Below are 18,935 nucleotides of genomic sequence, written 5' to 3'. Positions count from 1 at the left end.
ACACATGACGCAGAAACAAATAGCAATAAAATAAAATTAAAACGGTGTTTTAGTAAACGAGACTAAAAAAGCACAAGTTCTGAAACAGCAAAGTTCCACCTAAGGAAGAAGCATTAGAAACGCTTTACATAACAATCAATTACATGGAAGAAAAGTATGACAAACACCAAGCTAACACCGTAAATTCCGCGCCCCGTGCCCCTCGTGTGGAGCGATGACCGAACCTCAATCCGTTTTACAAACTTGTTTGCCAGGTAGGTATCTATGAATGAAAACAGAATGCTGGGTTTGGCCTGGATTTCGCCCTATATCATTGGGTTGATAATCTTTACGGCCTTCCCGTTTGTGTCATCTTTCTTTCTCAGTTTTACTGAGTATGACTTGATGAGTCCGCCGGTATTTAACGGCATTGAGAACTACCGCTATATGTTTGCCGAAGATACGCTCTTCTGGAAATCTATGGGCGTGACGTTTGCATATGTATTTTTAACCATCCCGCTGAAGCTCGCTTTTGCGCTCGGCATCGCGTTTGTGCTGAACTTTAAATTACGCGGCATCGGTTTCTTCCGTACCGCCTACTATATTCCGTCTATTCTCGGCAGCTCCGTGGCCATCGCTGTATTATGGCGCGCCCTGTTTGCCATCGACGGCCTGCTTAACAGCTTCCTCGGGGTGTTCGGTTTTGACGCCATTAACTGGCTCGGCGAGCCGTCTCTGGCGCTGATGTCCGTTACTCTGCTGCGCGTCTGGCAGTTTGGCTCCGCGATGGTTATCTTCCTGGCCGCACTGCAAAACGTTCCGCAATCACAGTACGAAGCCGCGATGATCGATGGCGCTTCCAAATGGCAGATGTTTATGAAAGTGACCGTGCCGCTGATTACGCCGGTTATCTTCTTCAACTTCATCATGCAAACCACCCAGGCGTTCCAGGAGTTTACCGGCCCGTATGTCATTACCGGCGGCGGCCCAACCTACTCCACATACCTGTTCTCACTCTACATCTACGACACCGCGTTTAAATACTTCGATATGGGATATGGCGCAGCGCTGGCGTGGGTTCTGTTCCTGGTCGTCGCGGTCTTCGCCGCCATCGCCTTTAAGTCTTCAAAATACTGGGTCTTCTACTCCGCCGATAAGGGAGGCAAAAATGGCTGATATTCAACAAATCGACGAAGCAAGAAGCATCGCTGAGCGTGAGGTTGCCCGCACCCTGAGACGCGAAAAGATTAGCGCCTGGGTTCGCTACACCATCCTGCTGTTTGTCGGCCTGCTGATGCTCTACCCGCTGGCGTGGATGTTCTCGGCGTCGTTCAAACCGAACCATGAGATCTTCACCACCCTGGGCCTGTGGCCAGCAAACGCCACCTGGGAAGGGTTTATTAACGGCTGGAAAACCGGTACCGAATACAACTTCGGCCATTACATGCTGAACACCTTTAAGTATGTGATCCCGAAAGTGATTCTGACCATTATCTCCTCCACTATCGTGGCCTACGGCTTTGCCCGCTTCGAAATCCCGTGGAAGAAATTCTGGTTCGCCACGCTTATCACCACCATGCTGCTGCCGAGCACCGTACTGCTGATCCCTCAGTACCTGATGTTCCGCGAAATGGGCATGCTGAACAGCTACATGCCGCTGTACCTGCCGCTGGCCTTCGCCACGCAAGGGTTCTTCGTCTTCATGCTGATTCAGTTCCTGCGCGGCGTACCGCGCGACATGGAAGAAGCGGCACAGATTGACGGCTGTAACTCTATCCAGGTGCTGTGGTACGTGGTGGTGCCGATTCTGAAACCGGCCATTATCTCCGTCGCACTGTTCCAGTTCATGTGGTCTATGAACGACTTTATCGGCCCGCTGATCTACGTCTACAGCGTCGATAAGTATCCGATTGCACTGGCATTGAAAATGTCCATCGACGTCACCGAAGGTGCGCCGTGGAACGAAATTCTGGCAATGGCGAGCATCTCCATTCTGCCGTCCATCATTGTGTTCTTCCTGGCTCAACGCTACTTCGTACAGGGCGTGACCAGCAGCGGAATTAAAGGTTAAGAGGGATATATCATGGCTGAAGTGATTTTCAACAAACTGGAAAAAGTGTACTCCAACGGCTTCAAAGCGGTACATGGTATCGACCTTAAAATTGCTGAAGGCGAATTTATGGTGATCGTCGGCCCATCGGGCTGCGCCAAGTCCACCACCCTGCGCATGCTGGCCGGGCTGGAAACCATCAGCGGTGGTGAAGTGCGCATCGGCGAGAAAGTGGTGAATAACCTCGCGCCGAAAGAGCGTGGCATTGCGATGGTGTTCCAGAACTATGCGCTCTATCCACACATGACCGTGCGCGAGAACCTCGCGTTCGGCCTGAAGCTGAGCAAAATGCCGAAAGATCAAATCGACAAGCAGGTCGATGAAGCGGCGAAAATCCTGGAGCTGGATGAACTGCTGGACAGGCTGCCGCGCCAGCTCTCCGGCGGCCAGGCGCAGCGTGTGGCCGTAGGCCGTGCGATTGTGAAAAAACCAGACGTGTTCCTGTTCGATGAACCGCTCTCCAACCTTGATGCCAAACTGCGTGCGTCGATGCGCATCCGTATCTCTGATCTGCATAAGCAGTTGAAGAAATCGGGCAAACCGGCGACCACCGTTTACGTCACCCACGATCAGACCGAAGCGATGACCATGGGCGACCGCATCTGCGTCATGAAGCTCGGTCACATCATGCAGGTCGATACGCCGGATAACCTCTACCACAAGCCGAAAAACATGTTCGTCGCAGGCTTCATCGGCGCGCCGGAAATGAACATTCGCAGCAGTAAACTGGTGGAAAAAGAGGGGCACCTCTATCTGACCATCGGCGACGAGTTCCTGCCGCTGAGTGAGAAGTTAGAGCAGAAACTGGCAGGCCATAAAAATGAAGATGTGTTCTATGGCATTCGCCCGGAATTTGTCTCGGTGGCGGATGAGCCTTATGCCGAAGGCGGCTGCACGGGTGAAATGGTTCGTGTGGAAAACATGGGCCATGAGTTCTTCGTCTATCTGAAAGTAGCCAACTACGAACTGACGGCGCGCATTCCATCGGATGAAGCTAAGCCAATGATTGATAAAGGGCTTAACCGTAAAGTGTACTTCAAGTTTGATATGAATAAGTGTCATATCTTTGACGCAAAAACAGAACAGAACCTCTCTCTTTAATGGAGTATTAAAATGAAAAAAGTGCTTTTAAGCGCAGCAATCTCCACCGTTTTGGGACTGACTGCTTTACCCTCAATGGCAAAAGATGTGGATTTACGTATGTCCTGGTGGGGCGGCAATGGCCGTCACCAGGTCACTCTGAAGGCGCTGGAAGAGTTCCATAAACAGAACCCGGACATCAACGTTAAAGCGGAATATACCGGCTGGGATGGTCACCTCTCCCGTCTGACCACCCAGATTGCAGGCGGTACCGAGCCGGATGTGATGCAAACCAACTGGAACTGGTTGCCGATTTTCTCCAAAACGGGCGATGGCTTCTATGACCTGAATAAAATGAAAGATGTCATCGACCTGAGCCAGTTCGATGCCAAAGAGCTGCAAACCACCACGGTGAACGGCAAGCTGAACGGCATTCCGATTTCCGTGACTGCGCGCGTGTTCTACTTCAACGATGAAACGTGGAAAAAAGCTGGCGTGGAGTACCCGAAAACCTGGGACGCGCTAATGGAAGCGGGCAAAACCTTCGAAAGCAAGCTGGGTAAGCAATACTACCCGGTGGTGCTTGAGCATCAGGATACCCTGGCGCTGCTGAACTCTTATATGGTGCAGAAGTACAACACCGCTGCCATTGATGAAAAGACCAAAAAACTGGCCTGGAGCAAAGATCAGTGGAATGAGTTTTTCCAGATGTACAAAAAGCTCATCGACAGCCACGTAATGCCGGATACCAAGTACTACGCCTCTTTCGGTAAGAGCAACATGTACGAAATGAAGCCATGGATCCAGGGCGAATGGGGGGGAACCTACATGTGGAACTCCACCATCAACAAATATTCCGACAACCTGAAGCCGCCGGCAAAACTGGAACTGGGTAACTACCCGATGCTGGAAGGCGCAACCGACGCGGGCCTGTTCTTCAAACCAGCGCAGATGCTCTCTATCGGTAAGTCGACGAAAAACCCGGAAGCGGCAGCGAAGTTGATCAATTTCCTGCTTAACAACAAAGAAGCGGTCGATACGCTGGGCCTGGAGCGCGGCGTGCCGCTGAGCAAGGCGGCGGTAACATTCCTGACCGAAGACGGCATCATCAAAGAGGATGACCCGGCGGTATCCGGCCTGCGTCTGGCGCAGTCTCTGCCGACCAAATTGAGCGTGTCGCCGTACTTTGATGACCCGCAGATCGTCGCCCAGTTCGGCACCACACTGCAATACATCGATTATGGTCAGAAATCCGTGGAAGATGCCGCCACCGACTTCCAGCGCCAGGCGGAGCGTATTCTGCGTCGCGCCATGCGTTAATCCCGACCTTATTTCTCAATACCCTGGCGCTTCGGCGACGGGGTATTTTTTTATCAGGAGCTGATTGATGAAAGGTAAAGTCATTCCGCTGAATTTCCGTTCACAGCCGGACAGCGAAACGGGGCATGAGGTTATCCGCCTGACGCCACCGCATATTATTTGTCACCGTAACTACTTTTATCAGAAGTGTTTTACCCGCGATGGCAACAAACTCATTTTTGGCGGTGCGTTTGAGGGGCACTGGAATTATTACCTGTTGAACCTTGAGACGCAGCGCGCCACGCAGTTAACCGATGGCGAAGGCGATAACACCTTTGGCGGCTTTCTTTCCGCCGACGACCAGGCGCTGTGGTATGTGAAAAACAGCCGCCAGTTAAGGCGCGTGGATCTCGATTCGCTGGAAGAACAGGTGATTTATGAAGTCGATGACGCCTGGGTTGCCTATGGTACGTGGGTCGCCAACAGCGATTGTACCCAACTGGTCGGCATCGAAATCAAAAAAAGCGACTGGCAGCCGCTGACCGACTGGGGCAAATTCCGCGATTTCTACTTTACGCAGCCAGAGTGCCGCCTGATCAACATCGACCTGCAAACAGGCGAACAGCGCACTATTTTGCAGGAGAAGCGCTGGCTGGGGCATCCGATTTACCGCCCGTTTGATGATAGTACCGTGGCGTTCTGCCACGAAGGCCCGCGCGATGCGATCGATGCGCGCATGTGGCTAATCAATGCCGACGGCAGCAACCTGCGAAAAGTACGTCAGCATCAACCCGGCGAAAGTTTTACCCATGAATTTTGGGTGCCGAATGGTTCTGCGCTTTATTACGTGGCACATCAGGAGAACGCACCGCAGCGCTATTTATATCGCGCTGACCCTGCAACGCTTGAGAATACGCTGCTGATGGCGATCCCGCCCTGCTCTCACCTGATGAGTAACCATGACGGCACGTTAGTCGTCGGCGATGGCGCACCGCACAATGGCAGCAACGATCCGTTTATCTGGGTATTTGATATTCAAACCGGGGATCAGAAAGCGGTATGCCAGCACAACAGTAGCTGGAAGGTGCTGGACGGTGATCGCCAGGTGACGCATCCGCATCCTTCGTTCTCGCCGGACAATCAATGGGTGCTGTATACGTCAGATGTTGAGGGGATGCCGGCGCTGTATTTGGCGAAGGTGTAGACCCTCACCCCGGCCCTCTCCCACAGGGAGAGGGAGAACACAATCGGTTCCCTCTCCCTGTGGGAGAGGGTTAGGGTGAGGGCATCCGCGCGCACTCACCCCAACTTTCCTTCACACCCCAATATTACGCAGCTTCTCTCCCGCCATCAGTTTGCGTTCGATATGCTCCAGCGTCACATTTTTAGTCTCCGGAATCAGCCAGAAGGTGATCCCAACAAACGCGATATTCAGCCCGGTATAAAGCCAGAATGTCCCCGCCGCGCCAATGCTGTCGAGCAGCGTCAGGAAGGTGGCGCCGATAATCATATTGGAGACCCAGTTGGTGGTTGTGGAACAGGTGATACCAAAGTCGCGGCATTTCAGCGGCTGAATTTCAGAGCACAGGATCCACACCACCGGCGCGGCACTCATCGCATAGCCTGCGATACACATCATGGTCATGCCAACTGATAGCCATGAAAGCCCATTCCCCGCCGTACCATTATCAAACTGCATCAGGCAGTAACCGAGCACCAGCGTTCCCAGCGCCATCACGCTGAAACCAATCTTCAGCGCCGGTTTACGTCCGGCTTTATCTACCATAAAGATGGCAATAAAGGTGGCGAACATAAAGGTCAGCCCGACGACCAGCGTCGCCAGCATCTGCTGTTCCGTGGTGGTGAAACCGGCCATTTTGAAGATGCGCGGCGCGTAATACATAATGATGTTCATGCCGGTAAACTGCTGCATCGCCTGCAAAAGCATGCCGAGGAACACTGCCCGACGCACGTTACGGTTAGCTTTAAACAACTTCCAGCCGCCCTGCTTCAACTTCAGACTTTCGCGGATTTCATTCAGTTCTTCGCGCGCTTTTTCAGAGGTATCACGCAGCATGCGTAGCACCTCTTCCGCTTCAATATGCCGCCCTTTTTCCGCCAACCAGCGCGGGCTGTTCGGCAGGAAGATAACCAGCACGATGAGGACAACCGCCGGCAGCGCCAGAATCCCCAGCATTGCTCGCCAGTTCCCCGTATAGCTGAAGGCGGTATCAGAGAGAAACGCCAGCACAATACCCAGCGTCACCATTAACTGATACATGCTGATCATCTTACCGCGCACATTTTCGCTTGCCATTTCAGAGAGATAGAGCGGTGCGGTATATGAGGCTATCCCCACCGCTATGCCCAGCAGTACACGGGCGGCAAGCAATACTTCAACGCTATCGGCCAGCGCCGACCCCAGCGAGCCGAGCACAAACAGCACCGCCGCAGCCATCAGGCTGTATTTACGCCCCAGGCGGAAAGAGAGCCAACCGTTAAACAGCGCACCCAGCGCCGCGCCGAGCATCATGCTGCTCACTACCCACTCCTGCAAACGGCTGCTCAACGCAAAATGATCGGTGATAAAGGGCAGCGCCCCGGCAATCACCCCAATATCTAACCCAAACAACAGACCGGCCACCGCCGCAGAAACGGAGACAAACAGGTTCATCCGCCGCGTATCGCGCAGTGACTGTGAAGAGACTACCGAATCATTATTTAACGAAACCATCTTTTCCTGCCCGCACTGTATGAAACATACTTTGAAAATACGGGATTTCAGCGCCAGTACGTCAGGCGGTTAATCGCGTAGATATGGATCAAACTGCTGCACATATCGGTTATGTGATGGACATTACAATTTCAAAAATTGAATACCTTTAGTAAGCATTTTTTAATTTATTGTTTTTTAATGATTTTAATTTCATCAGATTCACAAACGAAACAATCACATGGATAAATCAATTCTCGCAGTATGGATTGATGTGAATTACAGTCAAAAAAAACCCTGCCGTCGGGCAGGGTTATCACTCATTTTTGCGGAATTAACGCGCGAGCCAGCCACCATCAACAGCCACGGTGTAGCCGTTGATGTAATCTGAAGCGCTGGAAGCCAGGAAGACAATCGGCCCCATCAGATCGCTCGGCAGACCCCAACGACCCGCCGGGATACGGTCAAGGATCGCCGCGCTACGCTCTTCATCCGCGCGCAGTTGCTGAGTGTTGTTGGTCGCCATGTAGCCCGGCGCGATAGCGTTAACGTTGATGTTGTGCTTCGCCCATTCGTTGGCCATCAGGCGAGTCACGCCCATCACGCCGCTTTTGGAGGCGGTGTAAGATGGCACGCGGATGCCGCCCTGGAAGGAGAGCATAGAGGCGATATTGATGATTTTGCCGCCTTTACCCTGCGCGATGAAGTGCTTCGCTGCGGCCTGAGACATAAAGAACACGCTCTTGATGTTCAGGTTCATCACGTCGTCCCAGTCTTTTTCGCTGAAGTCGATGGCGTCTTCACGACGAATCAGACCGGCGTTGTTGACCAGGATATCAATATGGCCGAACTCTGCCACAGCGCGATCCAGCAGTGCCGGAATACCATCGATGGAACGCAGGTCAGCGGTCAGGCTCAGGAAGCGACGACCCAGCGCAGTAACGCGTTCAATGGTTTCGGTCGGCTCAACGATGTTGATACCCACGATGTCACAGCCTGCTTGCGCCAGACCCAGCGCCATACCCTGGCCCAGACCTGTATCACAACCGGTCACGACCGCAACTTTACCCTGCAGAGAAAATGCATCTAAAATCATGTTAAATTCCTTATCAATTGCGCCTGTTTGCGACAGGCATACTGTTATTATGCTGCCCGCGACCTAGCGCAGATCCTTAACCGCCACGTGATCCATGTCATCGAAGACCTGGTTCTCGCCAACCATTCCCCAGATGAAGGTATACGCTTTAGTACCCACACCAGAGTGAATAGACCAGCTCGGCGAAATCACTGCCTGTTCGTTATGCATCACGATGTGACGCGTCTCCTGCGGCTGCCCCATCATATGGAACACGCAGGCGTCTTCATCCATATTGAAGTAGAAGTACACTTCCATACGGCGCTCGTGGGTGTGGCACGGCATGGTGTTCCACAGATTCCCCGGAGCAAGTTCGGTCAGTCCCATGCTGAGCTGGCAGGTTTCCAGCACATCAGGCACAAAGTATTTATTGATGGTACGACGGTTGCTGGTGAGGTTATCGCCCAGCGTGACCGGAGAAACGTCATCCGGAGTCACTTTTTTGGTTGGGTAGGTGGTGTGTGCCGGTGCGCAGTTATAGTAGAACTTCGCTGGTTTCGCGTTATCAACGCTGGCGAATACTACCTCTTTCGCACCTTTACCAACATACAACGCATCGCGATGACCGATTTCGTAGCATTTGCCGTCAACGGTGATGGTGCCTGCGCCGCCAATGTTGATAACACCCAGCTCGCGGCGTTCCAGGAAATAGGTTACGCCCAGTTGCTTACCCACTTCGCCGCCCACCGAAACCGTTTTTGCAACCGGCATGATACCGCCCACAATGATGCGGTCGATGTGGCTATACACCATGGTGTATTCATCAGCGACAAATACCTGTTCAACAAGAAATTCGTTACGCAGACCCTGTGTGTCCAGCGTCTTTGCATGTGCGCTATGAATGCTTTGTCTTACGTCCACCAAGTACCTCCAGAAAATTGTTCTCATTATTAAGCGGCATGAAACGAGGTTCCGCTTTGTCTATGTCGCCATCTTATCGCTGATGAAATGGGTTTTCAATTACAATTAAAACATCGTTTCACTTTTTCTGCTTAATATTTCTAAAAATGCACATGGGATCACGAATATCTCAACACAACCCGACACCAGAAAAATAAACACCTTCTAATTCAGTGAAATAGAAATATTAAGAATTGACCAAAATGTGAGAAATATCCGTCAAAAAACAAAGATGAGGTACAGAGAAAGCAACAACGCCACGCTGCTCTGGATTGAATTTTCAGCCTTTTCGTACAAAGTGCGTCCACCATCACAAACAATGAAACACTGTTTTGATAAATTGACACTATATTTTTAAAACGACATCCACATCGGCCGGTGAGCGTCATGCCACCATCGCTTGAGAAAAAAGGAGTGCAACATGGCTAAAGGTATGCGGGTAAAACTGAACTATGAGGTCAGCCGCGATCCAGACACAGGCGCGGAAGTCACCCGCTTAACCCCACCAGACGTCACCTGTCATCGTAACTACTTCTATCAGAAGTGCTTTTTCAATGACGGCAGCCATCTGCTTTTCGCGGGCGAGTTCGACGGCCACTGGAACTACTACCTGCTGGATGTCGCTAATGCCGAAGCGGTGCAGTTAACGGAAGGCGCGGGCGATAATACCTTCGGGGGGTTCCTCTCCCCGGATGACAAGTCTCTCTATTATGTAAAAAACGACCGCGCCCTGCTGGAAGTCAATCTGAAAACGCTGGTTGAGCGCGAAGTGTATCGTGTACCGGACGAGTGGGTCGGCTACGGCACCTGGGTATCCAACAGCGACTGCACCAAACTTGTGGGCATTGAAATCGCCAAAAGCGACTGGACGCCGCTCAATGACTGGCAACTGTTCCACGACTTCTTCCATAAAGGGCCGCACTGCCGCCTGCTGCGGGTTGACCTGCAAACCGGCGCAAGCTCGGTTATCCACGAAGAGAAGAACTGGCTTGGCCACCCTATTTACCGTCCGTTCGACGATAATACCGTCGCGTTCTGCCACGAAGGCCCACACGATCTGGTCGATGCGCGTATGTGGCTGGTAAATGAAGACGGCAGCAACGTGCGAAAAGTGAAAGAGCATGCGGAAGGCGAAAGCTGCACCCACGAATTTTGGGTACCAAACGGTTCGGCGCTGATTTACGTCTCTTATCTGAAAGGTAAGCAGGGTCGCACGATCTATCGCTATAACCCGGATACCGGGGTCAACGAAGCGCTGATGCAAATGCCTGCCTGTTCACATCTGATGAGCAACTTCGACGGCACGCTGCTGGTTGGCGATGGTTCAGGCACGCCAGTGGATGTAAAAGACACCAGCGGTTACACCATCGACAACGATCCCTATTTATACGGTTTCGACGTGGCGAAAAAAGCGTATTTCCGCATCGCCCGTCACGACACCTCCTGGGCGACGGTGCAAAACAGCCGCCAGGTCACGCATCCGCATCCGTCATTCCTGCCACACGATGGCGCGGTGCTGTTCAGCTCCGATAAAGACGGCAAACCTGCGCTCTATATCGCGAAACTGCCGCCACAGCGGGAATTAATTCAGGCCTGAATGGCGGGATATTAAACAGAGTATTTGAGTAGTGTTTCTGTAACTGGCCTTTGCCCTCCCTTGTGGAGGGCCTTTTTTTATCTTTTCCTGATATTTAAACAAACAAAACCCCGGCTAACCGCTCCGGGGTAAATAACGAATGGGGAAGATTAATTAGAAAGTATACGCGACACCCACACGGAGACGAGTCTGGCGGTCGTTACGATCATTCACCCCTACGTTACCCACCTCGCCATATGGCGCCCAGTTCTTATCTAAACGGTATGCCAGCTTGATGTTATATTCCTGCGAATACGGCTTATTATTATTACGCGCGGTGCCTTCAGTACTACGCGCATAAACGTAGTTCAACTCGGTACGCCAGTCGCCATAAACAAAACCTGCCCAGGCATCGCCACGGTTGACTTTATCGTCATCTTTACCCGCATTCGAAGGATAGCGGGTATAGTCATAACGATAACGAGCAGCGACATAAAAACCGCTGTCGAAGCTGTACTGAACGCGCAGATTTGGTTTGTAAATAGAGCGGCTATCATTACTTTCAATATTGAATCCCGGCGTTACCGAGAAATTCTTATTTGCCTTCCATTGCCAGCTAATCGCCTCTTCGTGACCATTACCGATAAAGTCAGCATACGGCTTATCCGTATTATCACCACCGGACTTCCATTTTGCTTCAACAGAGAAACCAAAACCATTTGCAAAACGATGAGAAACAGAAACGCGGTCAGCATTTGATTTATCTGTTTTACCACCATCAATAAACTCGTGTCGTAAATCGACAGTTACCGCTGATGCCGCAAAAGATGCTCCACACAATACTGCCAGGGCCAGAGTTTTTTTAAACATTTGCTATCCCTCAATTGAAATTATGTTTCATTTTTATGGAATTGCATTTTATTTTTTTAAGCCATGTATTTTAGTGATCGAGATCGTAATTGTTTGTTTCAAAAAATACGGCACAAAATGGCGTGATCGGCTTCAATAAAAATAATGGGAAATGCTTTAAATATGCGACTTACATCACAGGAAATTCATTTTTCGCTCATAATCTGAAATTCCCACAAGATAAAAAAGCCAATATTAATCAATTAGTTACAATCCAATCGAAAAATAAAATAACGCAGGTTATTTTATTTTGCATAATAATAAGGATTTTATTAATGTGATTTTTATAGAATTGACTTATCCAACCCAATGACCAAACAACGCTAAAGTGTAAGCAAATACTTAGCACCAGGTCATTTGTATTAGAGTTAAACAGTAAGGAATAACTGAGCGCTTTCGCTGAGTTGCCAGCGCTCCAGGAGATTATGCAGCCGGAAGATCGCGTTCAACGGCCAGCGCCACGCCCTGCCCACCGCCGATACACAGTGTCGCCAGCCCTTTGCGGGCATCGCGTTTTATCATTTCATGCACCAGAGAAACCAGAATACGGCAGCCGGATGCGCCAATCGGATGGCCCAGAGCAATAGCCCCTCCGTTCACATTCACCTTCTGCTCATCCCATTCCAGCATCTTACCAACAGAAATGGCCTGCGCGGCAAAAGCTTCATTGGCCTCAATAAGATCGACATCATGAAGCTGCCAGCCCGCGCGCTCCAGACAGCGCCGTGTTGCATAAACCGGGGCGATGCCCATCAGCGCAGGGTCGACCCCGACGCTCGCGAAAGCGCGAATACGCGCCAGAATCGGTAAATTAAGTTCCCGTGCTTTGCTCTCGCTCATCATCAACACGGCAGCCGCGCCATCGTTGATCGAAGACGCGTTCCCGGCGGTGACTGAACCGAGCTGATCGAATGCCGGGGAAAGACGCGCCAGCCCTTCAGCGCTGGGGTCGGTCTGCGGTTGCTCATCCGTTTCAACCATATGTGCCGCACCGTTCGGCAGCGGATTAAGCACTGGCACGATCTCGTCGCGAAAGCGCCCGGAATCGATAGCCTTACGCGCTTTATGCTGAGAACTGAGCGCCCAGGCATCCTGCTGCTCGCGGCTGATACCATATTCACGCGCCAGATTTTCCGCCGTGACGCCCATATGGTAGTCGTTAAAGGCATCCCACAGGCCGTCATGAACCAGGCTATCTATCAACTGACTATTACCCAGTTGCGCACCGGTACGGCTGTCGGTCAACACATGCGGCGCACGACTCATGTTCTCCTGACCGCCGGCGATCACCACATCGGCTTCACCGCACTGGATAGCCTGCGTCGCCAGATGGAGCGCTTTCAGACCAGAACCGCAGACATCGTTGATGGTGATTGCAGATACCGTATTGGGCAGACCGCCCTTAATCGCCGACTGCCGGGCAGGGTTTTGCCCGGTGCCCGCGGTCAGCACCTGGCCGATAATCACTTCGTCAATGGTGTGCGGGGCAATACCGCTGCGTTCCACCAGCGCGTTGATCACAAGGCTACCCAGTTCAACGGCCGAATGACGGGAGAGCGCCCCCTGGAAGCAGCCAATGGGAGTACGGACTGCACCTACGATAACGACATCTTTCATCTCTGCCTCAGCGCAAAATAACCCGGCTATAGTAGATGATTGTTATCAACTGTTATCGCAATTGTTTAAAAAAAGTGAGATTAATCACAAAGGTTTTCCGTCACGCTGAAACCTGTTGCAGATACTGTTTGACCCAGCTTCCGGCTGCGCCCGGCGGTGCGCTTTTGTTCCACAGCAAATCGATCGACACAGCAATCGGCCAGCCGGGAAGCGTCAGCATTGTTAACGGCGCCGAGCGGGAAAACTCCTCCACCAACGCACAGGGCAGAACGCACCAGCCAAAACCCTGCGCCGCCATACTCATCAACATCAGATAGTTAGGCGCAGACCATACCGGGCCACGCGCCGGTGTCGGCCGATTCTCCAGATACGTATTCAGCCGCAGTTCACGCCAGGTGTGGAGCTGATCCCACTCCACGGTTTGCTGCACGTTCAGTGGATGATCGGGCGAAACATAGATAGCCATACGAGTCTGCATCGGTAGGCGGGTATGACCGATATCCGTGGGGTAATTTTCCCGCGCCTCAATCAACCCCACCTGCGCGCGCCCCTTTTGCAGCAGATCGATAACATCGTCGTCCTCGCCAACCAGACACTCAAACTCCGTATGGGGAAAGTGGCGGTCAAACTGCACCATCAGTTCCTCCAGCACATCCGGATGCAACGTATCGGAGAACACAAACGCCAGCCGCGCTTCCGTTTCACTGCTGAGCGCCACCGCCAGTTCATCCAGCCGTTCGCTGGCTGACAAAATGGCCTGCACATAGCTCAACACGCGTTGCCCTTCCGGCGTCAGCACCGGCTGACGGGCCGTGCGGTCGAACAGCGTAACGCCGAGATCCGCCTCCAGATTGGCAATCGCGGTACTGATAGTGGACTGGCTTTTCCGCAGGCGGCGAGCCGCAGCAGAAAACGAGCCGCTGTCGACGGCTTCAACAAACGCGGTAAGAGCTTCGGGGGAATAGCGCATAACCTATCTACTTTATCGATGGAATCTATCTTTTACTTATCATATTTACCCATAAAATGCGCAACTGTCTACGCAACAAACTGAGGTAAATAAAAATGCAAAACGATAACCTGCACCGCAGAAAGCTGCCGGAACGTATTTTCCACGCCGTGTGCTTTGAAGGGATCGCCACGGCGATCCTCGCCCCAACTGCCGCCTGGCTGATGCAACGTTCGGTGCTGGAAATGGGGGGCTTAACCATCATTCTCGCGACCACAGCGATGGTGTGGAATATCATCTACAACGCCATTTTCGACCGACTGTGGCCAGTAACCCGCGTGAAGCGCACCGCTAAAATCCGCGCCTTTCATGCGCTGGGATTCGAGTGCGGCTTTATCGTGATTGGCGTGAGCATTGTGTCGGCGGTACTGGGCGTTACCCTGGTGCAGGCGCTGACGCTGGAAATTGGTTTCTTCCTGTTCTTCCTGCCTTACACCATGCTCTATAACTGGGTGTATGACACCCTGCGCGATCGGGTGATGAAGCGCCGTGTGCGACAGACGATGGATTGTGCGCGCTGATGCCCTCACCCCGGCCCTCTTCCGGAGGGAGAGGGTGAATTACGTATGTGCACAATCTGTCCCCTCTCCCTCCGGGAGAGGGTTAGGGTGAGGGGCAAAAACACCCAACAGTATTCATAACCACCATGAATCATAATTATGGTAAATTACGCTCCGTTTTTTTATGATTCATGGTTATTAAATTCACATAATGTCTAAAATCTGGTCAAAAGAAGAGACGCTCTGGAGCTTTGCCCTGTACGGCACGGCTGTGGGCGCCGGTACGCTGTTCCTGCCGATCCAGCTTGGTTCCGCAGGCGCGGTGGTACTGTTTGTTACTGCCCTGGTCGCCTGGCCGCTCACCTACTGGCCCCATCGTGCACTCTGCCAGTTTATCCTCTCCTCCAGAACCTCAGCGGATGTCGGGATCACAGGCGCAGTCAGTTACTACTACGGCAAAAAAATCGGTAGTGTGATCACCGCGCTCTATTTTCTGGCGTTCTTTGTGGTCATCCTGATCTATGCCGTAGCCATCACCAACTCCATCACCGAGCAAATAGCGAAACATATGCCCATCGATCTCACCCTGCGGGTACTGGTGAGCTTTGGCGTTGTGTTACTGCTGAACGTGATTTTCCTCGCCGGACGGCAGGCAACTATCAAGGTGATGGGCTTCCTGGTGTTCCCGCTGATCGCCTGGTTCCTGTTTTTATCGATTTACCTGACAGGCCAATGGCAACCTGAGTTACTGTCAGGGCAAATGGAAGTCACGCCGCACACGCTGCACCAGGTGTGGTTATCCATCCCCGTGATGGTTTTCGCTTTTAGCCATACGCCGATTATCTCCACGTTCGCTATCGATCGCCGGGAAAAATATGGCGATCTTGCGATGGGTAAATGCAAAAAAATCATGAAGGTGGCGTATCTGATTATTTGCCTGAGCGTGCTGTTCTTTGTCTTTAGCTGCCTGCTCTCGATTCCGGTCGATTACATCAACAGCGCGAAGGATCAGGGCGTGACGATTTTGTCCGCGTTGGCGATGATGCCGGATTCACCACACTGGTTGTCAGTCTGCGGTATCATCGTGGCAATTGTGGCGATGTCTAAATCGTTCCTCGGTACCTATTTTGGGGTGATTGAAGGTGCGAGCGAAATGGTGAAATCTTCGCTCAATCAGATAGGTATCCGTAAAAGTCGTTCGTTTAATCGCATGATGTCAATTCTGCTGGTTTCCACGCTGACCTTTATCGTCTGCTGTATTAATCCGAATGCGATTTCAATGATCTACGCAATAAGCGGCCCGCTGATTGCGATGATTTTGTTCATCATGCCAACCCTCTCGACTTATCTGATTCCAGCACTCAAGCCTTACCGTTCGCCTGGCAGTCTGATCACGCTGATTGTCGGCTTACTCTGCGTCTCGGTGATGTTCTTCGGTTAAAGCATTACGGGCAGCCTGGCTGCCCGCATTTCTGACTTATTTTGCTGATATTGCATAAAATGCTAAGGATACTGGCCATCCGGGTGTATGGTAGGCGCTCGAAAATACATAGGAAATATTTATGGCTAATGCCCCTAAACGCACCAAAACAAGTTCATTCCTGGTTAAGATCCCTTGCCCGAAATGCAGTAAAACCGCAGAGCACAGCGCCTCGCGAGTCCACAAAAGTAAAAACCTGATTTGCCCCTTCTGCAGTACTCTTTTTATCCCTTCTGAAGCGAAAGTTCAGAACGCGTAATCGCACTACCGGCTCTTTCCGGCTTCAGCTATTCCGTTAGCCGAGGAAGCCTGCGCCTCCCGCACAGCACGTCGCGTGTAATCATGATCCACGCAAAAAAAGCCGTTGTGCGGGCGGTTCGTCTCTTATCTCCAGACCCCCCGCGCACCACAATTAAGAAGAATCTATCTGGTGAATTATTCTGAATAGCCCTAAAAAATGGGCCGTAGCATGCGTAATTCCCGATCTGCTATATATTTTCGCTTGCGATAGCACAACCCTGTACAATATTGCTGGCTTACGACAATAACAATAGATATACCGCGGCGCGCGTCAATGAAATTAGCACTCAATATAATCGACTGGAACGCCAGAGCGCCTGGATTGGGCGAGGCTGACCAGTGGCTGTCGTGGGCGCAGGCACCTTATGCCATTGACCCCGACAGCCCGCAGGCAAAACTTGTAGAACTACCGATGATGACCGCCCGCCGACTCAGTTCAGGCAGCAAGCTGGCCGTTGAATGTGGGCTTACCCTGCTGCGTCGCCACGCCATTGATGCGGTTCTCTACACCAGCCGCCACGGGGAGCTGGAGCGAAATTACCGCATTCTGAATGCGCTGGCGAACAATCAGGCGATTTCCCCGACCGATTTCGCGATGTCCGTACATAACGCCGCTGTCGGTAATCTCACCATCACGGCGAAGCAGCCGATTGTCTCCTCCTCGCTTAGTGCCGGGCGTGATACTTTCCTGCAGGGGCTGTGCGAAGTGATGTGTCTGCTTCAGGCAGGCCACCAGCGGATATTGATGGTTGATTTTGACGGCACGTTACCCGGCTTCTATCGGGCGTCGCTGCCGCCGCATATGCCTGGCTGGGCCTATGCCGCGGCCTGGGTCTTTGAGGCTGGCGACCAATTACGCTGTGAGACGGCGCCCGGCGGTACAAAAGATGAAAGTTCGTTACCGCAAAGCCTGCAATTTTTACAGCACTACCTGAGCGGCAAAGCGGACTTCACGGTTGAGGGTGAGCGGCTGCGCTGGTGCTGGAGACGAAAATGATAGCCGCGCGCATCGGCCAGTTCTGGCGAATGCTGATGACCGGGCTCTGTTTTGCTTTGTTCGGCATAGGCGGCCTGCTGCTGTCGCTGTTCTGGTTTAACCTGCTGTTGCTGGTCGCAGGCGACAACGATAAGCGCCGTCGCCTCGCACGCCGCAGCATCTCTGTAAGCTTCCGCGCCTTCTTGTGGTTTACAAGCGCAACGGGAGTGCTGCGCTATCGCTTTCATGGCGCAGAAATTTTACGTCAGGAGCGAGGCTGTCTGGTGGTGGCAAATCATCCCACGCTGCTTGATTATGTGCTTCTGGCCTCGGTCATGCCGGAAACAGACTGTTTAGTGAAAAGCGCGCTGCTGAAGAATCCGTTTCTGCGCGGCGTGGTACGCGCAGCAGACTATCTGATTAACCGCGAAGCCGACGTGTTGCTGGCACAAAGCCAGGCCCGCTTGCAGCGCGGCGACACGCTGGTGATCTTCCCGGAAGGCACCCGAACCCGCCCCGGTGAAAAAATGACGCTTCAGCGCGGAGCGGCCAACATCGCCGTGCGCTGTCGCAGCGATATCCGTCTCGTGACGGTGCACTGTAGCGAGCGCATGCTGGATAAACAGAGCGCGTGGTATCAGGTGCCGCCAGCCAGACCGCAATTTGACATTATCGTCGGCGAACGAATTTGTATCGACGATTTTACTGACGTGAATAATCAAGAACCGGCGCTCGCCGCTCGCGCGCTAAACCGGCATCTTTTACAGAAATTACAATCCGTTAATAAACCTATTAGTTGAAAAAACATTGTGCAGGAATGAATGATGCAAGAGCTCTACTCTGAGATTAAACATCTCATCATTACCACCTTGAATCTGGATGAGTTAAGCGAGGATGACATCGACCACGATGCCGCCCTGTTTGGCGACGGTTTGGGTCTGGACTCTATTGATGCGCTGGAGCTGGGGCTGGCGGTCAAAAACCGGTATGGCATTGCGCTTTCTGCCGAAAATACGCAAATGCGTCAGCATTTCTATTCAGTGGCAACGCTTGCCGCCTTTATTCAGTCACAACGCGCCTGAGGAGATGCCATCATGACCGAACAACACGCTATCTATCAGGAAGTCTCATCCCTGCTGGAAACACTCTTTGAAATCGACCCGGCGGACATTAAGCCGGAAGCCCGTCTGTATGAAGACCTTGAACTCGACAGCATCGACGCGGTTGATATGGTCGTGCATCTGCAAAAGAAAACCGGGAAAAAAATTAAACCGGATGAGTTCAAAGCCGTGCGCACCGTGCAGGATGTGGTCGACGCCGTCGAACGCCTGCTAAAGGACGAGTAATTTTTC

19 protein-coding genes are annotated in these 18,935 nt (G+C 52.2%); 13 read left to right on the top strand and 6 right to left on the bottom strand.

Annotation, left to right across the window (positions count from 1 at the left end; all coding sequences use genetic code 11):
* Positions 1-264: 264 nt before the first annotated feature.
* From VSR74_RS12370 to VSR74_RS12350, 5 genes are all read left to right on the top strand, one after another.
* Entirely contained in the window at positions 265-1,155 is an 891-nt protein-coding gene (locus VSR74_RS12370) for a carbohydrate ABC transporter permease (RefSeq protein WP_015963179.1), read from the top strand.
* Complete coding sequence (locus VSR74_RS12365) at positions 1,148-2,050, top strand: carbohydrate ABC transporter permease (protein ID WP_347795015.1); 903 nt, start codon at positions 1,148-1,150, stop codon at positions 2,048-2,050. Before VSR74_RS12370 ends, VSR74_RS12365 begins: the two co-directional genes overlap by 8 nt.
* Before the next feature lie 12 nt (positions 2,051-2,062).
* Complete coding sequence (locus tag VSR74_RS12360; RefSeq protein WP_347795014.1) at positions 2,063-3,190, top strand: ABC transporter ATP-binding protein; 1,128 nt, start codon at positions 2,063-2,065, stop codon at positions 3,188-3,190.
* A gap of 12 nt (positions 3,191-3,202) precedes the next feature.
* The gene (locus tag VSR74_RS12355) at positions 3,203-4,489 is read left to right on the top strand and encodes an ABC transporter substrate-binding protein (protein WP_347795013.1); all 1,287 of its coding nucleotides are present in this window, start codon (positions 3,203-3,205) and stop codon (positions 4,487-4,489) included.
* 67 nt (positions 4,490-4,556) lie between these two features.
* A complete protein-coding gene (locus VSR74_RS12350) occupies positions 4,557-5,672 on the top strand; it encodes an oligogalacturonate lyase family protein (protein ID WP_347795012.1) in 1,116 nt (371 codons plus the stop codon).
* A gap of 111 nt (positions 5,673-5,783) precedes the next feature.
* Here the strand turns inward: VSR74_RS12350 and araE are convergent, their stop codons facing one another.
* The 3 genes from araE to kduI all read right to left on the bottom strand — a co-directional run bounded on the left by araE (position 5,784) and on the right by kduI (position 9,177).
* Entirely contained in the window at positions 5,784-7,202 is a 1,419-nt protein-coding gene (gene araE / locus VSR74_RS12345) for an arabinose-proton symporter AraE (RefSeq protein ID WP_347795011.1), read from the bottom strand.
* A gap of 313 nt (positions 7,203-7,515) precedes the next feature.
* Positions 7,516-8,277 (bottom strand): 2-dehydro-3-deoxy-D-gluconate 5-dehydrogenase KduD, encoded by a 762-nt coding sequence (gene kduD, locus VSR74_RS12340; protein ID WP_347795010.1) that lies wholly within the window; start codon positions 8,275-8,277, stop codon positions 7,516-7,518.
* Positions 8,278-8,340: 63 nt separating this feature from the next.
* A complete protein-coding gene (gene kduI / locus VSR74_RS12335) occupies positions 8,341-9,177 on the bottom strand; it encodes a 5-dehydro-4-deoxy-D-glucuronate isomerase (protein WP_347795009.1) in 837 nt (278 codons plus the stop codon).
* A 460-nt stretch (positions 9,178-9,637) separates the two neighbouring features.
* Between kduI and VSR74_RS12330 the strand changes: the two genes are divergently transcribed.
* Entirely contained in the window at positions 9,638-10,813 is a 1,176-nt protein-coding gene (locus tag VSR74_RS12330; RefSeq protein ID WP_347795008.1) for an oligogalacturonate lyase family protein, read from the top strand.
* Between the two features lie 153 nt (positions 10,814-10,966).
* On the opposite strand, the gene VSR74_RS12325 is transcribed toward VSR74_RS12330, so the two are convergent.
* The 3 genes from VSR74_RS12325 to VSR74_RS12315 form a co-directional block, all read right to left on the bottom strand.
* Positions 10,967-11,662, bottom strand: a complete 696-nt coding sequence (locus VSR74_RS12325; protein WP_347795007.1) for an oligogalacturonate-specific porin KdgM family protein — start codon at positions 11,660-11,662, stop codon at positions 10,967-10,969.
* Between the two features lie 462 nt (positions 11,663-12,124).
* Positions 12,125-13,318: an acetyl-CoA C-acetyltransferase gene (locus tag VSR74_RS12320; protein WP_347795006.1), complete on the bottom strand. Its 1,194-nt coding sequence runs from the start codon at positions 13,316-13,318 to the stop codon at positions 12,125-12,127.
* 100 nt (positions 13,319-13,418) lie between these two features.
* Complete coding sequence (locus VSR74_RS12315; RefSeq protein ID WP_347795005.1) at positions 13,419-14,288, bottom strand: LysR family transcriptional regulator; 870 nt, start codon at positions 14,286-14,288, stop codon at positions 13,419-13,421.
* A 95-nt stretch (positions 14,289-14,383) separates the two neighbouring features.
* Here VSR74_RS12315 and VSR74_RS12310 point away from each other — a divergent pair, with 95 nt between their 5' ends.
* From VSR74_RS12310 to VSR74_RS12280, 7 genes are all read left to right on the top strand, one after another.
* Positions 14,384-14,848, top strand: a complete 465-nt coding sequence (locus tag VSR74_RS12310; protein WP_347795004.1) for a multidrug/biocide efflux PACE transporter — start codon at positions 14,384-14,386, stop codon at positions 14,846-14,848.
* A gap of 190 nt (positions 14,849-15,038) precedes the next feature.
* Complete coding sequence (locus tag VSR74_RS12305) at positions 15,039-16,268, top strand: amino acid permease (RefSeq protein ID WP_347795003.1); 1,230 nt, start codon at positions 15,039-15,041, stop codon at positions 16,266-16,268.
* 121 nt (positions 16,269-16,389) lie between these two features.
* A complete protein-coding gene (locus VSR74_RS12300; RefSeq protein WP_347795002.1) occupies positions 16,390-16,566 on the top strand; it encodes a YnfU family zinc-binding protein in 177 nt (58 codons plus the stop codon).
* Positions 16,567-16,881: 315 nt separating this feature from the next.
* Positions 16,882-17,604 carry a beta-ketoacyl synthase chain length factor gene (locus VSR74_RS12295; RefSeq protein ID WP_347795001.1) on the top strand — a complete coding sequence of 241 codons (723 nt, stop codon included), beginning with the start codon at positions 16,882-16,884 and terminating at the stop codon, positions 17,602-17,604.
* Positions 17,601-18,383 carry a lysophospholipid acyltransferase family protein gene (locus tag VSR74_RS12290; protein ID WP_347795000.1) on the top strand — a complete coding sequence of 261 codons (783 nt, stop codon included), beginning with the start codon at positions 17,601-17,603 and terminating at the stop codon, positions 18,381-18,383. Before VSR74_RS12295 ends, VSR74_RS12290 begins: the two co-directional genes overlap by 4 nt.
* Positions 18,384-18,407: 24 nt before the next feature.
* Positions 18,408-18,665 carry a phosphopantetheine-binding protein gene (locus tag VSR74_RS12285; protein WP_347795248.1) on the top strand — a complete coding sequence of 86 codons (258 nt, stop codon included), beginning with the start codon at positions 18,408-18,410 and terminating at the stop codon, positions 18,663-18,665.
* Between the two features lie 12 nt (positions 18,666-18,677).
* Positions 18,678-18,929, top strand: a complete 252-nt coding sequence (locus tag VSR74_RS12280) for an acyl carrier protein (RefSeq protein WP_347794999.1) — start codon at positions 18,678-18,680, stop codon at positions 18,927-18,929.
* Positions 18,930-18,935: the final 6 nt, after the last annotated feature.

This window comes from Pseudocitrobacter cyperus (assembly GCF_039889165.1).
Classification (GTDB): domain Bacteria; phylum Pseudomonadota; class Gammaproteobacteria; order Enterobacterales; family Enterobacteriaceae; genus Pseudocitrobacter; species Pseudocitrobacter cyperus.
The sequence above is the reverse complement of the archived record's forward strand: the minus strand, read 5'-3'. Positions and strand labels throughout refer to the sequence as shown.